Annotated in this window: 21 protein-coding genes; 16 read left to right on the forward strand and 5 right to left on the reverse strand. The window is 73.4% G+C overall.

Annotated elements, in window-relative coordinates; genetic code table 11:
• Window positions 1-56: 56 nt before the first annotated feature.
• Together FB476_RS08010 and FB476_RS08015 are read right to left on the reverse strand one after the other, a co-directional pair.
• The gene (locus tag FB476_RS08010) at window positions 57-866 is read right to left on the reverse strand and encodes an ABC transporter permease (RefSeq protein ID WP_141818297.1); all 810 of its coding nucleotides are present in this window, start codon (window positions 864-866) and stop codon (window positions 57-59) included.
• Window positions 866-1,762 (reverse strand): ATP-binding cassette domain-containing protein, encoded by an 897-nt coding sequence (locus tag FB476_RS08015; protein WP_141818298.1) that lies wholly within the window; start codon window positions 1,760-1,762, stop codon window positions 866-868. The genes FB476_RS08010 and FB476_RS08015 overlap by 1 nt, the downstream gene beginning before the upstream one ends.
• Before the next feature lie 100 nt (window positions 1,763-1,862).
• On the opposite strand from FB476_RS08015, the gene FB476_RS08020 reads away from it, so the two are divergent.
• Window positions 1,863-2,654: a TetR/AcrR family transcriptional regulator gene (locus FB476_RS08020; protein ID WP_141818299.1), complete on the forward strand. Its 792-nt coding sequence runs from the start codon at window positions 1,863-1,865 to the stop codon at window positions 2,652-2,654.
• Between the two features lie 18 nt (window positions 2,655-2,672).
• Here FB476_RS08020 and FB476_RS08025 read toward each other — a convergent pair whose 3' ends face one another.
• Window positions 2,673-3,164, reverse strand: a complete 492-nt coding sequence (locus FB476_RS08025) for a nitroreductase family deazaflavin-dependent oxidoreductase (protein ID WP_141818300.1) — start codon at window positions 3,162-3,164, stop codon at window positions 2,673-2,675.
• Window positions 3,165-3,230: 66 nt separating this feature from the next.
• On the opposite strand from FB476_RS08025, the gene FB476_RS08030 reads away from it, so the two are divergent.
• The 15 genes from FB476_RS08030 (at window position 3,231) to FB476_RS08100 (ending at window position 17,983) form a co-directional block, all read left to right on the forward strand.
• Window positions 3,231-3,785: an HIT family protein gene (locus FB476_RS08030; protein WP_141818301.1), complete on the forward strand. Its 555-nt coding sequence runs from the start codon at window positions 3,231-3,233 to the stop codon at window positions 3,783-3,785.
• 7 nt (window positions 3,786-3,792) lie between these two features.
• Window positions 3,793-4,401 (forward strand): phosphatidylinositol phosphate synthase, encoded by a 609-nt coding sequence (gene pgsA / locus FB476_RS08035; protein WP_141818302.1) that lies wholly within the window; start codon window positions 3,793-3,795, stop codon window positions 4,399-4,401.
• Window positions 4,398-5,183 carry an LpxL/LpxP family acyltransferase gene (locus FB476_RS08040; protein ID WP_170233578.1) on the forward strand — a complete coding sequence of 262 codons (786 nt, stop codon included), beginning with the start codon at window positions 4,398-4,400 and terminating at the stop codon, window positions 5,181-5,183. The genes pgsA and FB476_RS08040 overlap by 4 nt, the downstream gene beginning before the upstream one ends.
• Window positions 5,180-6,295 (forward strand): glycosyltransferase family 4 protein, encoded by a 1,116-nt coding sequence (locus FB476_RS08045; protein WP_170233579.1) that lies wholly within the window; start codon window positions 5,180-5,182, stop codon window positions 6,293-6,295. The genes FB476_RS08040 and FB476_RS08045 overlap by 4 nt, the downstream gene beginning before the upstream one ends.
• A 114-nt stretch (window positions 6,296-6,409) precedes the next feature.
• Entirely contained in the window at window positions 6,410-7,309 is a 900-nt protein-coding gene (gene pdxS, locus FB476_RS08050) for a pyridoxal 5'-phosphate synthase lyase subunit PdxS (RefSeq protein ID WP_141818305.1), read from the forward strand.
• Complete coding sequence (gene pdxT, locus FB476_RS08055; RefSeq protein WP_238329613.1) at window positions 7,306-7,932, forward strand: pyridoxal 5'-phosphate synthase glutaminase subunit PdxT; 627 nt, start codon at window positions 7,306-7,308, stop codon at window positions 7,930-7,932. The genes pdxS and pdxT overlap by 4 nt, the downstream gene beginning before the upstream one ends.
• Window positions 7,933-8,105: 173 nt before the next feature.
• Entirely contained in the window at window positions 8,106-8,873 is a 768-nt protein-coding gene (locus tag FB476_RS08060; RefSeq protein WP_141818307.1) for a YebC/PmpR family DNA-binding transcriptional regulator, read from the forward strand.
• Window positions 8,874-9,012: 139 nt separating this feature from the next.
• On the forward strand, window positions 9,013-9,669 hold the full coding sequence (gene ruvC, locus FB476_RS08065; RefSeq protein ID WP_141818308.1) for a crossover junction endodeoxyribonuclease RuvC: 657 nt from the start codon (window positions 9,013-9,015) through the stop codon (window positions 9,667-9,669).
• Window positions 9,666-10,274: a Holliday junction branch migration protein RuvA gene (gene ruvA / locus FB476_RS08070; RefSeq protein ID WP_141818309.1), complete on the forward strand. Its 609-nt coding sequence runs from the start codon at window positions 9,666-9,668 to the stop codon at window positions 10,272-10,274. Before ruvC ends, ruvA begins: the two co-directional genes overlap by 4 nt.
• Entirely contained in the window at window positions 10,271-11,407 is a 1,137-nt protein-coding gene (gene ruvB / locus FB476_RS08075) for a Holliday junction branch migration DNA helicase RuvB (RefSeq protein WP_141818310.1), read from the forward strand. Before ruvA ends, ruvB begins: the two co-directional genes overlap by 4 nt.
• A 145-nt stretch (window positions 11,408-11,552) precedes the next feature.
• Entirely contained in the window at window positions 11,553-11,876 is a 324-nt protein-coding gene (gene yajC, locus FB476_RS08080; protein ID WP_141818311.1) for a preprotein translocase subunit YajC, read from the forward strand.
• Window positions 11,876-13,810, forward strand: a complete 1,935-nt coding sequence (gene secD, locus FB476_RS08085; protein ID WP_141818312.1) for a protein translocase subunit SecD — start codon at window positions 11,876-11,878, stop codon at window positions 13,808-13,810. The genes yajC and secD overlap by 1 nt, the downstream gene beginning before the upstream one ends.
• A complete protein-coding gene (gene secF / locus FB476_RS08090; protein ID WP_141818313.1) occupies window positions 13,810-14,988 on the forward strand; it encodes a protein translocase subunit SecF in 1,179 nt (392 codons plus the stop codon). Before secD ends, secF begins: the two co-directional genes overlap by 1 nt.
• 23 nt (window positions 14,989-15,011) lie before the next feature.
• Window positions 15,012-15,560, forward strand: a complete 549-nt coding sequence (locus FB476_RS08095) for an adenine phosphoribosyltransferase (RefSeq protein ID WP_141818314.1) — start codon at window positions 15,012-15,014, stop codon at window positions 15,558-15,560.
• 77 nt (window positions 15,561-15,637) lie between these two features.
• Window positions 15,638-17,983 carry a RelA/SpoT family protein gene (locus FB476_RS08100; RefSeq protein ID WP_141818315.1) on the forward strand — a complete coding sequence of 782 codons (2,346 nt, stop codon included), beginning with the start codon at window positions 15,638-15,640 and terminating at the stop codon, window positions 17,981-17,983.
• Window positions 17,984-18,040: 57 nt separating this feature from the next.
• On the opposite strand, the gene FB476_RS08105 is transcribed toward FB476_RS08100, so the two are convergent.
• Together FB476_RS08105 and FB476_RS08110 are read right to left on the reverse strand one after the other, a co-directional pair.
• Window positions 18,041-19,384 carry a M18 family aminopeptidase gene (locus FB476_RS08105; RefSeq protein WP_238329614.1) on the reverse strand — a complete coding sequence of 448 codons (1,344 nt, stop codon included), beginning with the start codon at window positions 19,382-19,384 and terminating at the stop codon, window positions 18,041-18,043.
• Window positions 19,381-20,778, reverse strand: a complete 1,398-nt coding sequence (locus tag FB476_RS08110; RefSeq protein ID WP_238329615.1) for a DUF349 domain-containing protein — start codon at window positions 20,776-20,778, stop codon at window positions 19,381-19,383. Before FB476_RS08110 ends, FB476_RS08105 begins: the two co-directional genes overlap by 4 nt.
• Window positions 20,779-20,818 lie beyond the last annotated feature (40 nt).

The following is a 20,818-nucleotide window of genomic DNA, read 5'->3' on the forward strand; positions in this document are numbered from 1 at the left end:
GGGTCCAGCCTTTCACCCCGGAGCCCCTGCGGGGGACCCCGGGTGGGGCGGTCGGCTCAGCGGGAGGCCCTCCGGGGCCACAGGTATGCCGTGGCCGCGGCGGTCGCGAGGACGATCCCCGCGCACCAGGCCACCGCGAGGAACGCGTCCCCGCCGGGGGCACCCCCGCCCAGCAGCGCCCGGACCGCCTCCACGACAGGGGTGAGGGGCTGGTGGGCGGCGATGCCCTGGAGCCAGCCCGGCATCGTCTCCACGGGCACGAAGGCGCTGGAGACGTAGGGCAGGAACAGCAGTCCGAAGCCGTAGCCGGTGACGGCCTCGGGGGAGCGCGCGAGCAGGCCCAGGAGCGCGAAGACGGACGTGATCGCCAGGATGTAGAGGGCGATCAGGCCCACGGCCGCCGCCCAGGCGACCGGTCCCGCTGCCGGGCGGTGGCCCAGCCCGACTGCCACGAGGAGCACGACCGCGGTGGCCACGAGGTTGCGCGCCAGGCTGGCGACGGTGTGGCCGACGAGCACGGTGGCGCCGGGGACGGGCATGGTCCGGAGCCGGTCGATCGTGCCGGAGGTCAGGTCGTTGCTGACGGCCACGCCGGTGAAGGAGGCGCCGAAGCCGGCGCAGGTCAGCACGATCCCGGGCACGACGTAGTCGAGGTAGGTCCCGTCCGGCGCGATCGCGCCACCGAGGACGAAGGTGAAGACCAGCATGAGGAGCACCGGCAGGACGACGGCCATGAGCAGCGCCTCGACGTCCCGGACGCTGTGCCGCACGGCGCGCCCGACGAAGACGCGCGATGCGGTGACGACCCCCGTGCCGGTGGCGGGAGCGGGGGAGCCCGCGGGCGTGAGGGAGTGGTGCGTGGCCATCAGGCGGCCTCCTCCTGCTCGGCGTGGTGCCCGGTGAGCCGCAGGAAGGCGTCGTCGAGCGTGGGGGTGCGCAGCTCCACGTGGAGGTCCGGGTGCCGGGCGGCCAACTCCGCCGCGACCCGGGCGACGTCCGCCGAGGAGCCGTCGGTGGAGCGTTCCTCGACCACCGCGCCCGCGTCGTCGAACACGGCCAGGACGCTGCCTCCCACGAGCTCCTTAAGGTCCGCGGGCGTGCCGTCCGCGACGACGCGGCCGCCGTCGAGCACGCAGACCCGGTCGGCCAGGCGGTCGGCCTCCTCGAGGTACTGGGTGGTGAGCACCACGGTCGTGCCCGCCGCCGCGAGGGCCTCGACCTGCGCCCACAGCGCGAGACGGCTGCGCGTGTCCAGGCCCGTCGTGGGCTCGTCGAGGACGAGGACCTCCGGCGGCCAGATCAGGCTGACCGCCAGGTCGAGCCGCCGTCGCATCCCGCCGGACCAGGTGCGCACGGGTCGCCGTGCCGCGTCTGTGAGGTCGAAGCGGGCCAGCAGCTCCTCGGCCCGCGTCCGCGCTCGGCGGGTGGGCAGGCCGAGCAGCCGGCCCATCATGACCAGGTTCTCGGTGCCGGTGAGGACTGCGTCCACGGCGGCGAACTGTCCCGTGACGCTGATCCGCCTGCGGATCTCGGGCCCCTCGGTCCTGGGGTCCAGGCCCAGCACCCGGACCTCACCGGCGTCGTGGGGGCGGAGGGTGGTGAGGATGCCCACGAGAGTGGTCTTCCCGGCGCCGTTGGGGCCGAGCAGGGCGTGCACGCCCGCCCCGATGGTGAGGTCGACGCCCCGCAGGACCTGTGTCGTGCCGTAGGCCTGGGTGACCCCCCGCAGCTCGATCACCGCTCTGTCTTGTGTGTACGTCATACACTGAGTATGACGTAAACAGTGTCCCGCGTACACCCCCGGACGGGAACGGCATACAGTCGCACGCGAACGATGCAGAGCGAGACCACGCGGAGGTGCCATGGGCGAGGACGACGGGGCGCTGCCCAGGCCGGTCGCGCTGGCCTGGGGTCTGCTGCCCGAGCCGACGCGCGGACCTGCCCGCGGGGTGAGCCTGGACCAGGTGGTGCGGACCGCCGTGGGTCTCGCGGACGCCGAGGGGATCGGCGCGGTGACGATGTCGCGGCTGGCCCGGGAGCTGGGCTTCAGCACGATGGCGCTCTACCGCTACGTCGAGAGCAAGGAGGAGCTTCTCCTCCTCATGCTCGACGCCGCGACCACGCTGCCCGAGGGCCCCGCGGACGACGGCCCGGGGTGGCGCGAGGCGCTCGGGCGCTGGGTCGAGAGCCTGCGCGAGGTCTACCGCGCCCACCCGTGGGCGCTGGAGGTGCCCCGGGGTCCGGTGTCGGTCCTCATGCCCAGCTCGGTCGGGGTCGCCGATCGCGGCCTGCAGGCGCTGACGGGACTGCGTCTGGAGGACCAGGAACGGGTGGCGGTCATCCTCACCCTGAGCGCCTACGTGAGCTCCTTCGCCGGCCTCGAGCGCGACCTCGCGGGGCAGGCGACGCTGCAGCTCGGGCCCGACGCCATGGCGCAGCTGGGGCAGGTCATCACCCCTGAGCGGTGGCCGGCGCTGGCCCCCATCCTCCTCACGGGCGGCTACGCCGGCGGCGACCGGTCGGCGGTGCCGCCGGAGGGGGAGGCGGACAACGACGTCGAGTACGAGTTCCGCTGGGGACTGGAGCGGATCCTGGACGGGATCGAGCAGCTCCACGGCAGACGGGCCCGGTCCGCCGGCGAGGACGCCGGCTGACCGGACCGAGGCGGCGGCTCAGGCGCCGTGAGGCTCCAGCGCGAAGACCGGGATCTGGCGCTCGGTCTTCTCCTGGTAGTCGGCGTAGGACGGGAAGGCCGCGACGGCCCGCTCCCACCAGGCGTCGCGCTCGGGGCCGTCCTCGAGGAGGCGGCTGCGGCGCAGGTGCTGCTGGATGCCGTCCTGGACGAGCACGTCACCGCCGGCGCGCAGGTTGTAGAACCAAGCCGGGTGCTCCGGGGCGCCGCCCTTGCTGGCGACGGCAAGGTAGGTGCCCTCGTGCTCCACCCGCATGAGCGGCACCCGGCGCAGCAGACCGGAGCGGGCGCCGCGCATCGTCACGACGACGATCGGACGGCCTTGGATCGAGGCGGCGCGGGTGTCACCGGCGGAGTCGATGGCCGTGAGCTGCTCGGCGACCCACCCGCTGCGCTCGGGCAGGTAGTCGTCGGGCGAGGTGGAACCGAGGTCGGAAGCGGGACGGCCGGCGTCCTGGGAGGTCTGCGACATGCACGGTGCAACCGCGCCGGGGGCGTCGCTCTTCCCGCGCGGGGGCACCACCGTAGGATTCCCCGCATGAGCGACGGATCCGAGACGGCGCCCGAGGCCCGTGGACTGCCCGGTGCCGCCGACGGTTTCGAGCGGCTCTGGACCCCGCACCGGATGGTCTACGTCAAGGGCGAGCGCCCCAGCGAGGAGCAGGGCGACGGCTGCCCGTTCTGCGCCGCCCCCGGCACCCCCGACGAGGAGTCGTTGATCGTCCACCGCGGCGAGCTCTGCTACGTCGTCCTCAACCTCTTCCCCTACAACCCGGGGCACCTGCTCGTCTGCCCCTACCGCCACGTCCCGCTCTACGTCGACCTCACCGACGAGGAGACCGAGGAGTTCACCGCGCTGACCAAGCAGGCCATCCGCGCCATCGAGGCCGCCAGCAGCCCCGCGGGCTACAACCTCGGCATGAACCAGGGCGAGGCCGCCGGGGCCGGGGTGGCCGCCCACCTGCACCAGCACGTCGTCCCGCGCTGGCAGGGCGACGCCAACTTCCTGCCGATCGTGGGGCAGACCAAGGCCCTCCCGCAGCTGCTCGACGACACCCGCCGCGCGCTGGTCGCCGCGTGGCCCCAGGGCTGACGCGCCGATGCTCAACCGCTACGCACGCGGGACGTTCACGCGCGTCTTCTCGCCCCTGGCCCGGCTGCTCCTGCGTCTCGGCGTGCACCAGGACGTCGTCAGCGCCGTGGGCACGCTCGGCGTCGTCGTCGGGGCGCTGTGGTTCTACCCCCGCGGCGAGCTGTGGTGGGGGACGCTCTTCATCACCGCCTTCGTCTTCTCCGACCTCGTCGACGGCACGATGGCCCGCATCTCCGGCCGCTCCAGCCCGTGGGGCGCCTACCTCGACTCCACCCTCGACCGGGTGGGCGACGCGGCGATCTTCGGCGGGCTCGTCCTGTGGTTCCTCGGTGACGGCGACCGACCGCTCGACGGCGCCCTCGCCCTCGGCTGCCTGGCCGGCGGCTTCCTCGTCTCCTACGCCAAGGCCCGGGCCGAGTCCTTCGGGTGGGTCTGCGAGGGCGGTATCGCCGAGCGCGCCGACCGGCTGGTGGCCGTGCTCGTCGCCACCGGGTTCACCGGTCTCTTCCTGCCCGACTGGGTCCTGACCACGGTGCTCGCCCTCCTGCTGGCCGCCTCGCTCGTGACGGTCGTGCAACGGATGGCGATGGTGCGGCGCCAGGCCGTCGCGGGGTGAGCCTGCTGGACCTGCACCGCACCTACGGTGCGGTGCACCCCGACCTCGGGCCGGTGGCGCACCTCGCGCTGACCGTCTGCGGGGTGGCCCGCTACGCCGGCTACTGGGTCGGCCTCGCCCTCCTGCCGCTGCGCCGCCCCGCCTCCCTGGACCGCCTGGTCGAAGGCGTCGGCGCCGAGGCCGTCCTGGAGGGTATGCAGCAGGGCCGGGGCCAGGTGCTCGTCCTCCTCCACCAGGGCCACTGGGAGGTCGCCGGCGCCTGGGCCGGGCGGCGGCTGGGCGGCCTGACGACCGTGGCCGAGGTGCTGCGGTCCCGGCCCCTGATGGCGGCGCTGACGCGGCGGGCCCGTGCCGCCGCCGGGCTCGAGGTCGTGCCCGTCGACGCCGGGGCCGCCGGTGCGCGGCGCCTCGTGGAGGTGCTGCGCGGCGGAGGGGCGGTCGCGCTCCTCGCCGACCGGGACCTTGCCGACCGGGGCGTGCGCTCCCGCCGGGTCCCCGTCCACCTCGCCGGGCTGCCGACCACCCTCGCGGCCGGGCCGGCCGAGCTGGCCCTCGCCACCGGGGCCGACCTGCGGCCGGTCACCGTCGAGACCCTGGGGTGGGGCGCGCCCCGGCACCGCGTGACCTTCGGGGCGGACGTCCCCGTCGGGCCGGGCTCCCGCGCCGAGAGGGTCGCCTCGATGACCCGGGCCTGCGCCGACGTGCTGGGGGAGTCGGTCCGCCGGTCGACCGCGGACTGGCACCTGACCGCGCCGCTCGTGCCCGCGGGGAGGGCGTCGTGAGGATCGGGCTGGTGTGCCCCTACGACCTCGGCCGCCCCGGCGGGGTCCAGGGCCAGGTTCTCGGGCTCGCCGAGGAGCTGCTCCGACGCGGCCAGGAGGTCGCGGTCCTCGGGCCGGGCCGACCCCCGGGGCCGGAGCTGCCCCACGTCACCAGCGCGGGACCGGGCCGCGCCGTCCCGGGCAACGGCTCCGTGGCGCACCTGGCCGTCGGTCCGACGGTGCCGGCGCAGGTCGAGCGGTGGCTGGCCTCCGCCCGTCCCGACGTCGTGCACGTCCACGAGCCGGCCACCCCCGGCCTCGGGATCACCGCCGTCCGCCGGGCCCGCGCGGCCGGCCTGCCCGTGGTGGCGACCTTCCACGCCGACCGGCCCGTGGGACGGACGGCCCGGGCCAGCGGGCCGGTGGTGCGCCGGGTCCTCGGGCCGCTCGCCCTCAGCACCGCCGTGTCGCCGCAGGCCTGGCAGGTCGCTCGGGAGCAGTACCACCTCGATCCCCTGGTCGTGCCCAACGGGCTCGACGTCACGGCATACCTGCCCCGGCCGGGGCTCGACCCCGTCGAGCTCCGCGCAGCGGCGGGGCTGGAGGGGGAGGGCCCGGTCGTGCTCTTCCTCGGCCGGCGCGACGAGCCGCGCAAGGGCCTGCCGGTGCTCGTCGAGGCGCTCCCGCGGCTGCGGCACCTCGTGCCGGAGGTCCGGGTCGTCGTCGCCGGGCCGGGCCGGGTGCGGGTGCCCGAGGTCGAGGACGTCGGCACCGTGAGCGAGGCGCGCAAGCGGGCGCTGCTGCGCGCGGCCGACGTGCTCGCGGCGCCGCACACCGGGCGGGAGAGCTTCGGCATCGTGCTCGCCGAGGCGATGGCGACCGGCACCCCGGTGGTGGCCAGCGCGCTGCCCGCCTTCCGGCAGGTGCTGGGCGAGGCGGGCATGCTCGTGGCGCCGTCCGACCCGACCGCCCTGGCCGACGCGCTGGCCGCGGTGCTGGGCGACGGGGAGCTGGCCGGGCGGCTGCGTGACCAGGGCCGGGAGCGGGTCGGGCGCTGGGACTGGCCGGTGCTCGCCGACCGGTGGGAGGAGCTCTACGACGGCGCGTGCGGAGCACGCAGGACGGGCTCGTAGACTGTCCACGCGCCGCCTCGCAGGAGCGGCCCGCCGGTCTTCGGCACCATCACACCTTCCGTCGCAGCGCGGCACGGGACCCGCGCGCGCTGCAGAACCTCCCGAGAGGCACCGATGAGCGAGCCCACCCCGCACACCACCGGCACGTCGCGCGTCAAGCGCGGCATGGCCGACATGCTCAAGGGCGGCGTGATCATGGACGTCGTCACCCCTGAGCAGGCCAAGATCGCCGAGGACGCCGGTGCGGTGGCCGTCATGGCGCTGGAGCGCGTGCCGGCCGACATCCGCGCCCAGGGCGGCGTCTCCCGCATGAGCGACCCCGACATGATCGACGGCATCATCGAGGCCGTCTCCATCCCCGTCATGGCCAAGGCCCGGATCGGCCACTTCGCCGAGGCGCAGGTGCTCCAGAGCCTCGGCGTCGACTACATCGACGAGTCCGAGGTCCTCACCCCGGCCGACTACGCCAACCACATCGACAAGTGGGCCTTCACCGTCCCCTTCGTCTGCGGCGCGACCAACCTGGGCGAGGCGCTGCGGCGCATCACCGAGGGCGCGGCGATGATCCGCTCCAAGGGCGAGGCCGGCACCGGTGACGTCTCCAACGCCGTGACCCACATGCGCACCATCCGCGCCGAGATCCGCCGCCTGCAGGGCATGGCCGAGGACGAGCTCTACGTCGCGGCCAAGGAGCTGCAGGCGCCCTACGAGCTCGTCAAGGAGGTCGCGACCGCCGGCAAGCTGCCCGTCGTGCTCTTCACCGCCGGCGGCATCGCCACCCCCGCCGACGCCGCGATGATGATGCAGCTCGGCGCCGAGGGCGTCTTCGTCGGCTCCGGCATCTTCAAGTCGGGCAACCCGGCGCAGCGGGCCGCCGCCATCGTCAAGGCGACGACCTTCTACGACGACCCCGACACCGTCGCGCAGGTCTCCCGCGGGCTGGGCGAGGCCATGGTCGGCATCAACGTCGACGACATCCCGGTCCCGCACCGCCTCGCCGAGCGCGGCTGGTGACCTCGAGCCCCACCTCGCGTCCCCTGGTCGGCGTGCTCGCCGTCCAGGGCGACGTGCGCGAGCACCTGGCCGCCCTGGAGGCGGCCGGTGCCCGCACCCGGACCGTCCGGCGCCCCACCGAGCTCGACGGCCTCGACGGTCTCGTCGTGCCCGGCGGGGAGTCGACGACCATCGACCGGCTCTGCCGCATCTTCGGGCTGCACGAGCCGCTGCGGGAACGGATCGCCTCCGGGCTGCCGGTCTACGGCTCGTGCGCCGGCATGATCCAGCTCGCCGACCGCATCCTCGACGGCCACGTCGAGCAGCAGACCTTCGGCGGGATCGACATGACCGTGCGGCGCAACGCCTTCGGCCGGCAGGTCGACTCCTTCGAGTCCGACCTGCACGTCGAGGGCCTGCGCGACGCCGGGCGCCCGTTCCGGGCCGTCTTCATCCGCGCCCCCCGCGTGGAGGACGCCGGGCCGGACGTGCAGGTTCTGGCCCGCGTCGACGACGCCGTGGTGGCGGTGCGGCAGGGCAACCTGCTCGCCACCTCCTTCCACCCCGAGGTCACCGACGACCACCGCGTCCACGAGCTCTTCGTGCGCATCTGCGAGCAGGCGCGGGCCGTCCCCGCCGCCTGACCCACGCCCCCGCGCCGGCCCGACCCAGGCCCCCGGCGCCGGCCGGCACGACCCCTCCGCGCCCGCCCCACGGCATACCCGTCGGGCGGGCGGGAGCCGGATTGGGAGGCCCGCGCCCCCGCCCGGTAGCATCGGAGGCCGTTCGGATTCGGTCGAGGGAAGTGGGAGAGCGCATGTCGGGTCACTCCAAGTGGGCGACGACCAAGCACAAGAAGGCTCAGATCGACGCCAAGCGCGGCAAGCTCTTCGCCAAGCTCATCAAGAACATCGAGGTCGCGGCCCGGATGGGTGGTGGTGACCCCGCCGGCAACCCGACGCTCTTCGACGCGATCCAGAAGGCCAAGAAGTCCTCGGTCCCCAACGACAACATCGACCGCGCGGTCAAGCGCGGCTCCGGTGCCGAGGCCGGTGGCGCGAGCTACGAGTCACTCGTCTACGAGGGCTACGCCCCGGGTGGTGTCGCCCTCTACATCGAGTGCCTGACCGACAACAAGAACCGCGCCGTCATGGAGGTGCGCACCGCGCTCTCCCGCAACGGCGGCTCGATGGCCGACAGCGGCTCGGTCGCCTACCTGTTCAACCGCAAGGGCCAGGTCGTGGTCCCGGTCAAGCAGGAGTCGGGCGAGCTGACCGAGGACGGCCTGCTCGAGATCGTGCTCGAGGCCGGTGCCGAGGACGTCTCCGAGCTCGACGACAGTTTCGAGATCATCTGCGAGGCCACCGACATCGTCGCCGTGCGCACCGCGCTGCAGGAGGCCGGGATCGATTACAACTCGGCCGAGGTCACCTTCGTGCCGACCATGGAGGTCACGGTCGACGCCGAGGGCGCCCGCAAGGTCATGCGCGTCATCGACGCCCTCGAGGACTGCGACGACGTCCAGAACGTCTATTCCAACGTCGACGTCCCCGACGAGGTCCTGGCGGAGCTCGAGGAGGACTGACCTCCCGCGCGCCCCGCCGTCGGGCGGGGCGTGTCGCAGGCCCGGGCCCGCGCGCCGGGCGGGTAGCGTGGGTGCGAACACCTGTCCACACCCGTCGCGCCGCCCCCGTCGCGCCGGGGCACCCCCAGGAGGCCTGCTCGTGCGCGTGCTCGGTGTCGACCCCGGCCTCACCCGCTGCGGGCTGGGCGTGGTCGAGGGGCTGCCCGGGCGGCGGCTGCGGATGGTCGCCGTCGGAGTCGTGCGCACGCCGGCGACCGACGACCCGCAGGACCGGCTGCTGTCGGTCCAGACCGAGATCGACCAGTGGCTCGCCGACTGGCGGCCCGACGCGATCGCCGTCGAGCGCGTCTTCGCCAAGGCCAACATCAAGGGGATCATGGGCACCGCCCAGGCCTCGGCCATCCCGATGCTCGCCGCCGCCCGGCTCGGGCTCGCGCTGGGGCTGCACACCCCCTCGGAGGTCAAGGCCGCCGTCACCGGCAACGGCCGGGCCGACAAGGCCCAGGTGACCCACATGGTGACCCGCATCCTGGCCCTCGACGTGGCCCCGCGACCGGCCGACGCCGCTGACGCCCTCGCGCTGGCGATCTGCCACCTGTGGCGCAGCGGAGCCGACGAACGGCTGGCCGCCGAGGGCTCCGCCCCCAACCTGCTGCAGCAGGCCGAGCGGCTGGCGGGCCAGGCCCCGCCCAACCGGCTCGCCCAGCTGCACGCCTCGCACCAGACCGCGGCGCGTTCGGCCGCGGCCCGGGCCGCCGCCCGCGCGGCCACCACCCCAGGAGGAACCACCCGGTGATCGCTTCCGTCCGCGGCCCCGTCCGCCACGTCGGCCTGGACCACGTCATCGTCGAGGTCGGCGGGGTCGGGCTGCTCGTGCACACCACCCCGGCCACCGCCGCCGAGTGCCGCACCGGCACCGAGGTCACCCTCGAGACCACCCTCGTGGTGCGCGAGGAGTCGCTCACCCTCTACGGCTTCCGCGGCGCCGACGCCAAGGCGCTCTTCGAGCAGGTGCAGACGGTCTCCGGAGTCGGCCCGCGGCTCGCGCTGGCGATGCTGTCGGTGCACGCCCCCGACGTCGTCCGGCGGGCGCTGGCCCAGGGCGACCTGGCCACGCTGACCAAGGTGCCCGGCATCGGCAAGAAGTCGGCCGAGCGCCTCGTGCTCGAGCTCAAGGACAAGATCCTCGCCGTCGGGGTCGACCCGGCCGACCTGGCCGTGCGCCCCGACGATGCCCCCGCCGACGACGGCGTGCTCGGCCAGGTGCGCGAGGCCCTCGAGGGCCTCGGCTGGTCCTCGAAGCAGGCCGCCGACGCCGTCACCCGCGTGACCAAGGCCGACGACGCGCCCACCGGGGTCTCCGAGATCCTCCGCGCTGCCCTCCGGGAGCTCGGCCGATGAGCACCTGGGACGACGGCTCCCGCGAGATCGACGTCGACGAGGGCCCCACGAGCGGCCGCATCGTCGACGCCGGCTCCAGCGACGAGGAGCGCCGCGTCGAGGCCGCCCTGCGGCCGCGCCGGCTGGCCGACTTCCCGGGGCAGGGGCGCGTGCGCGACCAGCTCGGCCTGGTGCTCGAGGCAGCCCGTCGCCGGGCGGCCCCGCCCGACCACGTGCTGCTCTCCGGGCCGCCCGGGCTGGGCAAGACCACCCTGGCGATGATCATCGCGGGCGAGCTCGAGCAGCCCATCCGCATCACCAGCGGCCCCGCCATCCAGCACGCCGGCGACCTCGCCGCCGTGCTCTCCTCGCTCGTCGAGGGCGAGGTGCTCTTCCTCGACGAGATCCACCGCATGTCGCGCCCGGCCGAGGAGATGCTCTACCTGGCGATGGAGGACTTCCGCGTCGACGTCATCGTCGGCAAGGGACCCGGTGCGACCGCGATCCCGCTCGAGCTGCCGCCCTTCACCGTCGTGGGCGCCACCACCCGCGCCGGCCTGCTGCCGGCGCCGCTGCGCGACCGCTTCGGCTTCACCGGCCATCTCGACTACTACGACACCGCCGACCTGGTCACGATCCTCACGCGCAACGCCGAGCTGCTCGGCATCGAGGCCGACGCGCCGGGCATCGAGCAGATCGCCTCCCGCTCCCGCGGCACGCCCCGCATCGCCAACCGGCTGCTGCGCCGCGTCCGCGACTGGGCGCAGGTGCACGGCCACGGCCGGGTGGACGACGAGGCCGCCCGGGCCGCCCTCGAGCTCTTCGACGTCGACGCCATCGGCCTGGACCGTCTCGACCGGGCGGTCCTGGAGGCGCTGTGCACCCGTTTCGGCGGGGGGCCGGTCGGCCTGTCGACGCTGGCGGTGGCCGTGGGGGAGGAGCCCGACACCGTCGAGACCGTCGCCGAGCCCTATCTCGTGCGCGAGGGCTTCCTCATCCGCACGCCGCGCGGCCGGGCCGCCAGCCCCCGCGCCTGGGAGCATCTCGGGCTGACGCCGCCGCGCGACGCGGTGGCCGTGGCAGGGGCCTCCGGAGGCCGGCTGGGCCCGGAGGCCGAGCAGGCGTCCCTGCCCCTCGACGAACCCTCCGCGTAGGACCGCGTCGCAACACGGCATACCTGGTCTTTGGTGGCTGTCCCCGGCTCACCTAGACTCTCCCGTCGGTGCCCGCGTCATGACCGGCGCGGACCGGTGCCGCAGCCTGCTCGCGGCCCCACATCCCAGATGAGAAGGTTCAACGATGACGCCACTGGCCACCGCCGCACCCGCGTCGGGTGGGGGCCTGTCCACCATCCTGCTCCTCGCGCTTCCCTTCGCGGTGCTGCTCTACCTCATGTTCACGCAGCGCAAGCGCGCGCGGGCGGTCGCCGACGCGCAGGCCGGCCTCCAGGTCGGCCAGGAGGTCATGGCCGCGGCCGGGATCTTCGGCCGGATCTCCGCCATCGAGGGTGACGTGGTCCACCTCGAGGTCGCCCCCGGAGTGGTGGTGAGGGTGGCCCGCCGGGCCGTCGTGCCCGACGCCACCCCGGCCGCCGGCCCCGCTCAGCAGGGGGAGACCGCCTGATGTCGCTCTCCACCCAGGGTTCCCGCCGCGAGGAGGACCTGCCCGGCGCCTCGAGGACGAGCGGCCGCCGTCCCTCCGCGAGCACCGGCCGGTCGAGGAAGACCCGCCGCAACCCGCGCCTCCGCGGCCCCTACCGCACCCTCGTGACGCTGCTGGCCCTCACGATCGCCCTCTTCGCCGGCATCGGAGCCGCGCACCTCTGGGCGACCCCGCAGGCCGCGCTCACCCCGCAGCTGGGTCTCGACCTCGCCGGTGGCCGCCAGGTCGTCCTGGCGCCCGCGACCGACGACGGTGCCTCCATAGGCAACGACCAGCTCGACCAGGCCATCGACATCATCCGTCGCCGCGTCGACGGCACCGGCACCGCCGAGGCCGAGGTCACCCGCCTCGGGCAGAACATCTCCGTGGCCATCCCGGGCAACCCGACGCCGGCGCAGCTGGAGGCGCTCAGCCGCTCCTCGCAGATGTACTTCCGGCCCGTGCTCGTGGCCACCCCCGTCTACCCGCCCGGCGAGGAGCCCGCGACCCCGCGCGACCTGCCGCTGCCCCCCTCGGTCGTCGAGGACCTGCAGGCCCCGCAGGACGAGGCACCCGGCGACGACGCCGAGCAGACCGCGGAGAACCGCGGCGGCGAGGCCCCGGCCCCGGAGAACCGCGGCGGCGAGGCCCTCGCGGCCGGCGGCACCGACGACGCCTCCGAGACCTCCGCCCCGGCGGGCGAGGAGGAGCCGGCGGCCGAGGAGCCCCCGGCCGACCCCTCCGACCTCTCGCAGATCACCCCGGAGGTCCAGGAGGAGTTCGTCGCCTCCGAGTGCGGTGACGAGCTCGCCGACAAGGCATCCAAGGCCCCCAGCAACCAGCCCCTGGTCGTGTGCAACGCCGAGGGCACCGAGAAGTACATCCTCGGCCCGGCCGAGATCTCCGGTGCGGCGCTCGACGACGCGACCGCCTCCATGGAGCAGGTCTCCGGCGGCGCGGTCACCGGCCGCTGGCAGGTCGTCCTCACCTTTGACGACGAGGGCGGCCAGAAGTTCGCCGAGGTCACCACGCGCCTCATGGGCTACGAGCAGAACTCGGCGCAGAACCGCTTCGCGATGGTCCTCGACGGCATCGTCATCTCCGCCCCGACGGTCAACAGCGTCATCCCCAACGGGGTCGCCACCATCACCGGTGACTTCACCGTGGAGGAGGCCCAGACCCTGGCCAACCAGCTGAAGTTCGGTGCGCTGCCGCTGAGCTTCGACGTGCAGACCTCCGAGCAGATCAGCCCCACCCTCGGTGGCGAGCAGCTGCGCTGGGGCCTCATCGCCGGCGCCATCGGTCTGCTGCTGGTCTTCATCTACATGCTGATCCAGTACCACGCGCTCGGCTTCGTCGCGATCGCCTCGCTGATCGTGGCGGCGATCCTCGCCTACGGCGCGGTGACGCTGCTGGGCTGGGCGACGAACTTCCGCCTCACGATGGCCGGTGTCACCGGTCTGATCGTCTCGATCGGTATCACGGCGGACAGCTTCATCGTCTACTTCGAGCGCATCCGGGACGAGGTCCGTGCCGGCCGCCCGCTGCGCTACGCCGTCGACACCGGTTGGTCCCGCGCGCGGCAGACGATCATCATCTCCGACGTCGTCAACCTCATCGCCGCGGGCGTCCTCTACTTCCTGTCCGAGGCGGGCGTGAAGGCCTTCGCCTTCATGCTCGGCCTGACGACGGTGATGGACCTCGTGGTCGTCATGATGTTCACCCACCCGGTCGTGTCCATCCTGGCCAACACCCCGTTCTTCGGGGAGGGCCGCAAGTGGTCGGGCATGGAGCCCGAGCGTCTGGGAGCCAAGCGCTCGGCCTACCTGGGCCGCGGCCAGATCCGCGAGCCCGAGCCGGTGAGCACCGGACGCAGGCGTCATACCCGTGAGGAGCTGGAAGGTGGTGTGGTCTGATGTCGCGCTTCAGCCAGCTCGGTAACGACCTCTACTCGGGCAAGAAGTCCTACAACATCGTCGGACGCCGCAACCTGTTCTACGGCCTCTCGCTGGTGCTCCTCCTGGCCTCGCTGATCGGCGTCTTCGGGATGGGCATCAACTTCGGGATCGAGTTCCGCGGCGGCACCGAGCTCCGGGTGTCACAGGTCGCCGACATGGACGACTACGAGAGGCGCGCGGGCGATCTCGTCGACGCCGCCGTCCCGGGCCAGACCACGTCGGTCACCCGCATCGGCGACGGCACCGTCCGCGTCCAGACCGGTGAGATGGAGCAGCAGCAGGCCGAGGCCCTCCGCGCCGAGCTGGCCGAGGAGTTCTCGGTGCCCGTCGAGTCGGTGACCAGCTCGCTGGTCGGCCCCTCGTGGGGCCAGACCGTGACCGAGCGCGCAGCGATCGCCCTGGTGATCTTCCTGGTGCTCGTCACGGCCGTGCTCAGCGTCTACTTCCGCACCTGGAAGATGGCGGTCGCGGCCCTGGTCGCGCTGATCCACGACGTCGTCTTCACCGTCGGCATCTACGCGCTGCTGGGCATCGAGGTCTCGCCGGCCTCGGTCATCGGCTTCCTGACGATCCTGGGCTACTCGATCTACGACACCATCGTCGTCTTCGACAAGGTCCGCGAGAACACCGTCCACGCCTTCGACACCAGGCGCATGACCTATGCCGAGGCCGCCAACCTCGCGGTCAACCAGACGTTCGTCCGGTCGATCAACACCTCGGTCGTCGCGCTGCTGCCGGTCGCGGTCATCCTGCTCGTCGGTCTGACGATCATCGGCCCGGGCACGCTGGTCGACCTGTCGTGGGCGCTGTTCATCGGTATCGCGGTCGGCACCTACTCCTCGATCTTCATCGCCACCCCGCTGCTGGTGCACCTGCGCCAGGGCGAGGCCGAGATCCGCAAGCACGACGCGTCGGTCACCCGCCGTGCCGAGCGGGCGGCCCGCCGTGGGGGCAACGCTCCCGAGGCGGAGACCGACCCGGTGCTGGGCGAGGCGGACGTCGAGGGCGATCCGGCCGGCGTGAGCGCCACCCCGGCTCCGACCCAGGCCCAGCGCACCGCCCCCACCGGCCGCCAGCTGCACCCCTACGCCCAGCGCGGCCCGCGCAACCAGCCCAAGCGCAAGCGCCGGGACTGACCCCCGACCGGTAGGAGAAGACCATGAGGACCGAGCCGCAGGGCGCGGACCCGACGCTGGCCGACGACGTGCTGGCCGGGATGCGCGACATCCCGGACTTCCCGATCAACGGCGTGGTCTTCAAGGACTTCACCCCGATCCTGCTCGACCCGTCGCTGCGCGGGCGGATCGTGTCCGACACGGTCGCCCGCCAGCGCGGGCGGGTCGACGTCGTGGCCGGGATCGAGGCCCGCGGCTTCATCCTGGGCGCGATGATCGCCCACGAGCTCGGGGTGGGTTTCGTCCCGGTGCGCAAGGAGGGCAAGCTGCCCTCGGCGGTGCACAAGATGTCCTACGCCCTCGAGTACGGCACGGCGACCCTGGAGATCCACCAGGACGCCGTGTCCAACGGGGAGCGGGTGCTGGTCGTCGACGACGTGCTCGCCACCGGCGGCACCCTCGCCGCGACCTGCGACCTCATCGAGCAGTGCGGGGCCAGCGTGGCAGCCATCGAGCTGGTCCTGGAGATCGGCATGCTCGGCGGTCGCGACAAGCTCGGCGGCTACGACGTCCACTCCATCCTCACCGTCTGAGGTGGGTGCCGACGCACCGGCCGGGCCCGACCCGGCTGGTGCGCGGCATACCCAGTCGGTGCACCTATGATCTCGTCATGAGCGACACCGCGCCGAGCCCCTCCACCACCCGGTCGGGTGGCGGGCTCCGTCCGCGCTGGGCTCGCCTAGGGGGTCGGTCCTCCAGCAGCAACCCGGCGCTCGAGCCGCTGCTGCGCTCCGTGCGCGCCACCCACCCCAAGGCCGACCTCGGGCTGATCGAGCGCGCCTACGCCGTCGCGGCCAAGGCCCACCAGGGCCAGAAGCGCAAGAGCGGCGACGCCTACATCACCCACCCGCTGGCCGTCGCCACCATCCTGGCCGAGCTGGGCATGACCCCCTCGACCATCGCGGCGGCGCTGCTGCACGACACCGTCGAGGACACCTCCTACTCCCTCGATCAGCTGCGCGCCGACTTCGGCGACGAGATCGCGATGCTCGTCGACGGCGTGACCAAGCTCGACAAGATGACCTACGGCGACGCCGCGCAGGCCGAGACCGTCCGCAAGATGGTCGTCGCGATGGCGCGCGACATCCGGGTGCTGGTCATCAAGCTCGCCGACCGGCTGCACAACGCCCGCACGTGGCGCTACGTCTCGCCCGAGTCCGCCGCGCGCAAGGCCTCGGAGACGCTGGAGATCTACGCCCCGCTGGCGCACCGGCTGGGCATGAACACCATCAAGTGGGAGCTGGAGGACCTCGCGTTCGCCCAGCTCTACCCGAAGGTCTACGACGAGATCGTGCGGATGGTGGCCCAGCGCGCCCCGGCCCGCGAGGAGCTGCTCGCCAAGATCCGCGAGGAGATCTCCGAGGAGCTCAAGACCAACAAGATCCGCGCGACGATCACCGGGCGGCCCAAGCACTACTACTCGGTCTACCAGAAGATGATCGTGCGGGGGCACGACTTCGACAAGATCTACGACCTGGTGGGCGTGCGCGTGCTCGTCGACTCGATCCAGGAGTGCTACGCGGTGCTCGGTGCCCTGCACAGCCGGTGGAACCCGGTGCCGGGGCGCTTCAAGGACTACATCGCGATGCCCAAGTTCAACATGTACCAGTCGTTGCACACGACGGTCATCGGGCCCGAGGGCAAGCCGGTCGAGATCCAGATCCGCACCCACCAGATGCACCGCCGCGCCGAGTACGGCGTCGCCGCGCACTGGAAGTACAAGGAGCAGGGTCCGGACGGCACCAAGGCCGTCACCGGCTCCGACGGGGCACCCGGACCGCTCGAGGGTATGCAGTGGCTGCGCCAGCTCATCGACTGGCAGCGCGAGACCGCCGACCCCGGCGAGTTCCTCGACTCCCTGCGCTTCGAGATCGGCTCGGCCGAGGTCTACGTCTTCACGCCCGGCGGCGACGTCATGGCGCTGCCGGCGGGGGCGACCCCGGTCGACTTCGCCTACGCCGTCCACACCGAGGTCGGCCACAAGTGCGTCGGCGGGCGCGTCAACGGCAAGCTCGTGCCGCTCGACTCCGAGCTCTCCAACGGCGACACCGTCGAGATCATCACGAGCAAGGCCGAGGACGCCGGACCCAGCCGCGACTGGCTGACGTTCGTCAAGAGCGCGCGGGCCCGCAACAAGATCCGGCAGTGGTTCACGCGCGAGCGGCGCGAGGAGGCCATCGAGTCCGGCAAGGACCAGATCGCCAAGGTGCTGCGCAAGCAGAACCAGCCGCTCCAGCGCCTGATGTCGCACGACACGCTCATGGCCGTCGCCCAGGAGCTCAGCTACAAGGACATCGATGGGCTGTTCGCCGCGGTGGGGGAGCGCCACATCTCGGCCCAGCACGTCGTGGGCCAGCTCGTGGCGACGCTGGGCGGCGAGGACGGCGCCGAGGAGGACCTCGCCGAGGCCACCACGCCGCCGCGACGCGGCCGGGTCCAGCAGGCCGACCCGGGCGTCACCGTCGTCGGCACCGACGACGTGTGGGTCAAGCTGGCCAAGTGCTGCACCCCGGTGCCGGGCGACCCGATCATGGGCTTCGTCACCCACGGTCGCGGCGTCTCCGTGCACCGCACCGACTGCACCAACGCCGAGCAGCTCAAGGAGCGGCACTCCGAGCGCATCATCCCGGTCGCCTGGGCTCCCACCGCCTCGAGCCTGTTCCTGGTCAACCTGCAGGTCGAGGCGCTCGACCGGCCACGCCTGCTGTCGGACATCACGCACGTGCTCTCCGACCAGCACGTCAACATCCTGTCGGCCTCGGTGCAGACCGGCCGCGACCGGGTCGCGCTGTCGAAGTTCACCTTCGAGATGGCCGACCCGAGCCACCTGCAGTCGGTCATCCGGGCCGTCCGCCAGGTGTCCGGCGTGCTCGACGCCTACCGCGTCACGGGCACGGCGAGCACCGACCCGCACCGGCGCCGGTCCGCCGAGTCCAGTCGCTCTGCGACCGCCTGAGGCGGGCGCACGGCATACCCCTGGAAGGGCGGGGCACCCGGACGAGCCGGGCGGCCCTCAGCGCTCGGGGGAGAGGAAGGCCGCCAGGGCCGCGGCGTAGGCCGCCTGGTCCAGCGTGCCGCAGATCTCGCGCGTCGAGTGCATCGAGAGCATCGGGGCGCCGAAGTCGACCGTCGTGGCGCCGGTGAGCGCCGAGGTCATCGGGCCCACCGTCGACCCGCAGGGCAGGTCGGAGCGGGTCACGAAGGTCTGCATCGGCACGCCCGCCTGCTCGCAGGCCAGCGCGAAGGCCGCGGCACCGAGCGAGTCGGTCGCGTAGCGGAGGTTGGTGTTGACCTTGAGCACCGGGCCGCCGTTGATCGCGATCGTGTGCTCGGGCTCGTGCCGCTCGGCGTAGTTGGGGTGCGTGGCGTGCGCCATGTCGCCCGAGGCGATCACGGAGCCGGCCAGCGCCCGCCAGACGTCGTCGCGGGTGCCGCCGGCGGCGAGCACGATGCGCTCGATCCAGGACGGCAGGAAGGTCGACTGCGCCCCGCGCTCGGAGGTGCTGCCGACCTCCTCGTGGTCGAAGAGGACGATCAGCGGGATGAGGGGGGCTCCGTCCGCGGGGTGATCGACGACCTCGAGCAGGGCGCGCACCGCGGCATAGCTCGTGGCCAGGTTGTCCAGGCGCGCGGAGGCGAGCAGCTCGCGCTCGGTGCCGACGAGGCGGGCCGGCGTGAGGTCGTGGGTCATGGCGTCGAAGGCGAGCAGGTCGGCCGGCGCGACGTGCACCTGCTGGGCGAGCCACTCCCGGAAGGAGCGGCGCTCCAGGCCCAGGCCCCAGTGCGGGGCGAGGTGCTGCTGGTCGTTGAGGACCAGGCCCTCGGACCGGACCGTGCGGTCCAGGTGGATGGCCAGCTGGGAGACCCGCAGGACCGGGTCGTCGGTGCGGAACAGCCGCGCCGAGTAGCCACCCGGCGCCGAGCTGTCGCGGACGGTGACCCGGCCCGACAGGCCCAGGTCGCGGTCCAGCCAGGAGTTGGTCAGCGCCCCGCCGTAGACCTCCACGCCCAGCATCTGCCAGCCGGCCCGGACCCAGTCGGGGCGCGGCTTGATGCGCAGGTTGGGGGAGTCGGTGTGCGCACCCACGACCCGGAAGGGGGTCGCGGGCGGCAGCGGGGCGCCGTCGCCGGCCTCGGCCGTGGACCACGCCAGCAGCGATCCGCCGCGGCGGACCACGTAGCGGCCCGGTGCGGCCGGGGCCGGGTCGGTCTCGGCCACCTCGACGAAGCCGGCCGCGCGGAGCAGCGCGGCGGCGGAGTCGACGGCGTGGAAGGGGGAGGGGGAGGCGTCCAGATAGGCGCACAGCCCCTCCGCCACGTCCGCGACGCGGGTGGCCAGACCGGCGGGGTCGGTCACGACAGGTTGCCCCGCGCGGACTCGAGCCAGAGGCGCTTGGTCTCCAGCTCGGACTCGAGCGTGGCGACCTTGCGGTCGTCACCGGCGGCCCGGGCCGCCGCGAGGTCGGACTCCAGACCCTGGACGGCGCGCTCGAGCTGGTCGACGAGCGACCGGGCACGGGCGGCCAGCTCGGGGTCGGTGCGACGCCACTGGTTGTCCTCGAGCTCGCGGACCTTCTGCTCGACGGCGCGCAGGCGGCCCTCGACGCGGCGCAGGTCGTTGCGCGGCACCTTGCCGGCGGCGTCCCAGCGCTCCTGGATGCGCCGCAGCTCGGCCTTGGCGGACTCGAGGTGCTCCTCGTCGATCGTCAGCGCCTCGGCCTCGACCAGCAGCGCCTCCTTGACCTTGAGGTTCTCGGCGAACTCCGCCTCCTCGGCGGCGACGACCTCGTCCTTGGCGTTGAAGAAGGCGTCCTGCGCCGCCTTGAAGCGCGTCCACAGGGCGTCGTCGTCGGCGCGGGCGGCCCGACCGGCACGCTTCCACTCCTGCATGAGGCGCTTGAAGGCACCGGCGGTGGGGCCCCAGTCGGTGCTGGTGGCCAGCGCCTCGGCCTCGCGGACGAGCTGCTCCTTGACGGCCTTGGCCTGACCGTGCTGCTCGTCGAGCTGGGCGAACCAGGTCTTGCGCTTCTTGTCGAAGGCGGTCCGCGCGTGGCTGAACCGCTTCCACATCTCGTTCTCGACGTCCTTGTCCAGGCGCGGGCCGGACCGCTGGTGGGCCTTCCACTCGTCGAGGAGCTCGCGGACGCGGGTCGAGGCCTGCTTCCACTGCACCTTGGCGGGGTCGGCGGCGGCGAGGCCCTCGGCCTCGGCGACGAGCTTCTCGCGCTCGACGGTGGCCTCCGCCTTCGCCTTGGCGCGCTGCTCGGCCTCGACGGCGGACTTGGCGGCGACGGACTCCTCGAGGGAGGAGACGGTGGCCTCGAGCGCGGCGATGTCGCCCACGACGTGGGCCTCGCCGATCTGCTCCTTGAGGTGGGCCAGTGACTGGCGGGCGTCGTGCGCCGAGACGTCGGTGTGGGCCAGGCGCTGCGCGAGGAGGTCGGCGGAGGCGACGAGCTCGTCGTACTTGCGCGCGAAGTAGGCCAGGGCCTCCTCGGGCGTGGCGTCGGGATAGGAGCCCACCGCGCGCTCGGAGCCGTCGGCCAGGATCACGTAGACCGTGCCGTCCTCACCGACCCGACCGTGCTTGACCGACTCGCTCGGGGCGACGGCGGGGGTCTCGGCCGCGGCGGGGGCCTCGGCTGCCGGCTCGGAGGCCGGTGCGGCCGGGCGGGGGACCGCCGGCTTGCGGGACGCCAGCATGGCCGGCGACGGGGGAGTGGGAACGGGGCTGGGCGTCTGCTCGGACACTGGTGGCCTCTCTCGACCGCGGGCACGACCATCGGGGCCG

Source organism: Ornithinimicrobium humiphilum (assembly GCF_006716885.1).
In the GTDB taxonomy this organism is placed as follows: domain Bacteria; phylum Actinomycetota; class Actinomycetes; order Actinomycetales; family Dermatophilaceae; genus Ornithinicoccus; species Ornithinicoccus humiphilus.

Bases quoted from the DNA above. Each gene is read 5' to 3' on its own strand.
- FB476_RS08010 (WP_141818297.1), bottom strand. From the start codon at position 866: ATGGCCACGCACCACTCCCTCACGCCCGCGGGCTCCCCCGCTCCCGCC.
- FB476_RS08015 (WP_141818298.1), bottom strand. From the start codon at position 1,762: ATGACGTACACACAAGACAGAGCGGTGATCGAGCTGCGGGGGGTCACC.
- FB476_RS08020 (WP_141818299.1), top strand. From the start codon at position 1,863: ATGGGCGAGGACGACGGGGCGCTGCCCAGGCCGGTCGCGCTGGCCTGG.
- FB476_RS08025 (WP_141818300.1), bottom strand. From the start codon at position 3,164: ATGTCGCAGACCTCCCAGGACGCCGGCCGTCCCGCTTCCGACCTCGGT.
- FB476_RS08030 (WP_141818301.1), top strand. From the start codon at position 3,231: ATGAGCGACGGATCCGAGACGGCGCCCGAGGCCCGTGGACTGCCCGGT.
- pgsA (WP_141818302.1), top strand. From the start codon at position 3,793: ATGCTCAACCGCTACGCACGCGGGACGTTCACGCGCGTCTTCTCGCCC.
- pdxS (WP_141818305.1), top strand. From the start codon at position 6,410: ATGAGCGAGCCCACCCCGCACACCACCGGCACGTCGCGCGTCAAGCGC.
- FB476_RS08060 (WP_141818307.1), top strand. From the start codon at position 8,106: ATGTCGGGTCACTCCAAGTGGGCGACGACCAAGCACAAGAAGGCTCAG.
- ruvB (WP_141818310.1), top strand. From the start codon at position 10,271: ATGAGCACCTGGGACGACGGCTCCCGCGAGATCGACGTCGACGAGGGC.
- yajC (WP_141818311.1), top strand. From the start codon at position 11,553: ATGACGCCACTGGCCACCGCCGCACCCGCGTCGGGTGGGGGCCTGTCC.
- secD (WP_141818312.1), top strand. From the start codon at position 11,876: ATGTCGCTCTCCACCCAGGGTTCCCGCCGCGAGGAGGACCTGCCCGGC.
- secF (WP_141818313.1), top strand. From the start codon at position 13,810: ATGTCGCGCTTCAGCCAGCTCGGTAACGACCTCTACTCGGGCAAGAAG.
- FB476_RS08095 (WP_141818314.1), top strand. From the start codon at position 15,012: ATGAGGACCGAGCCGCAGGGCGCGGACCCGACGCTGGCCGACGACGTG.
- FB476_RS08100 (WP_141818315.1), top strand. From the start codon at position 15,638: ATGAGCGACACCGCGCCGAGCCCCTCCACCACCCGGTCGGGTGGCGGG.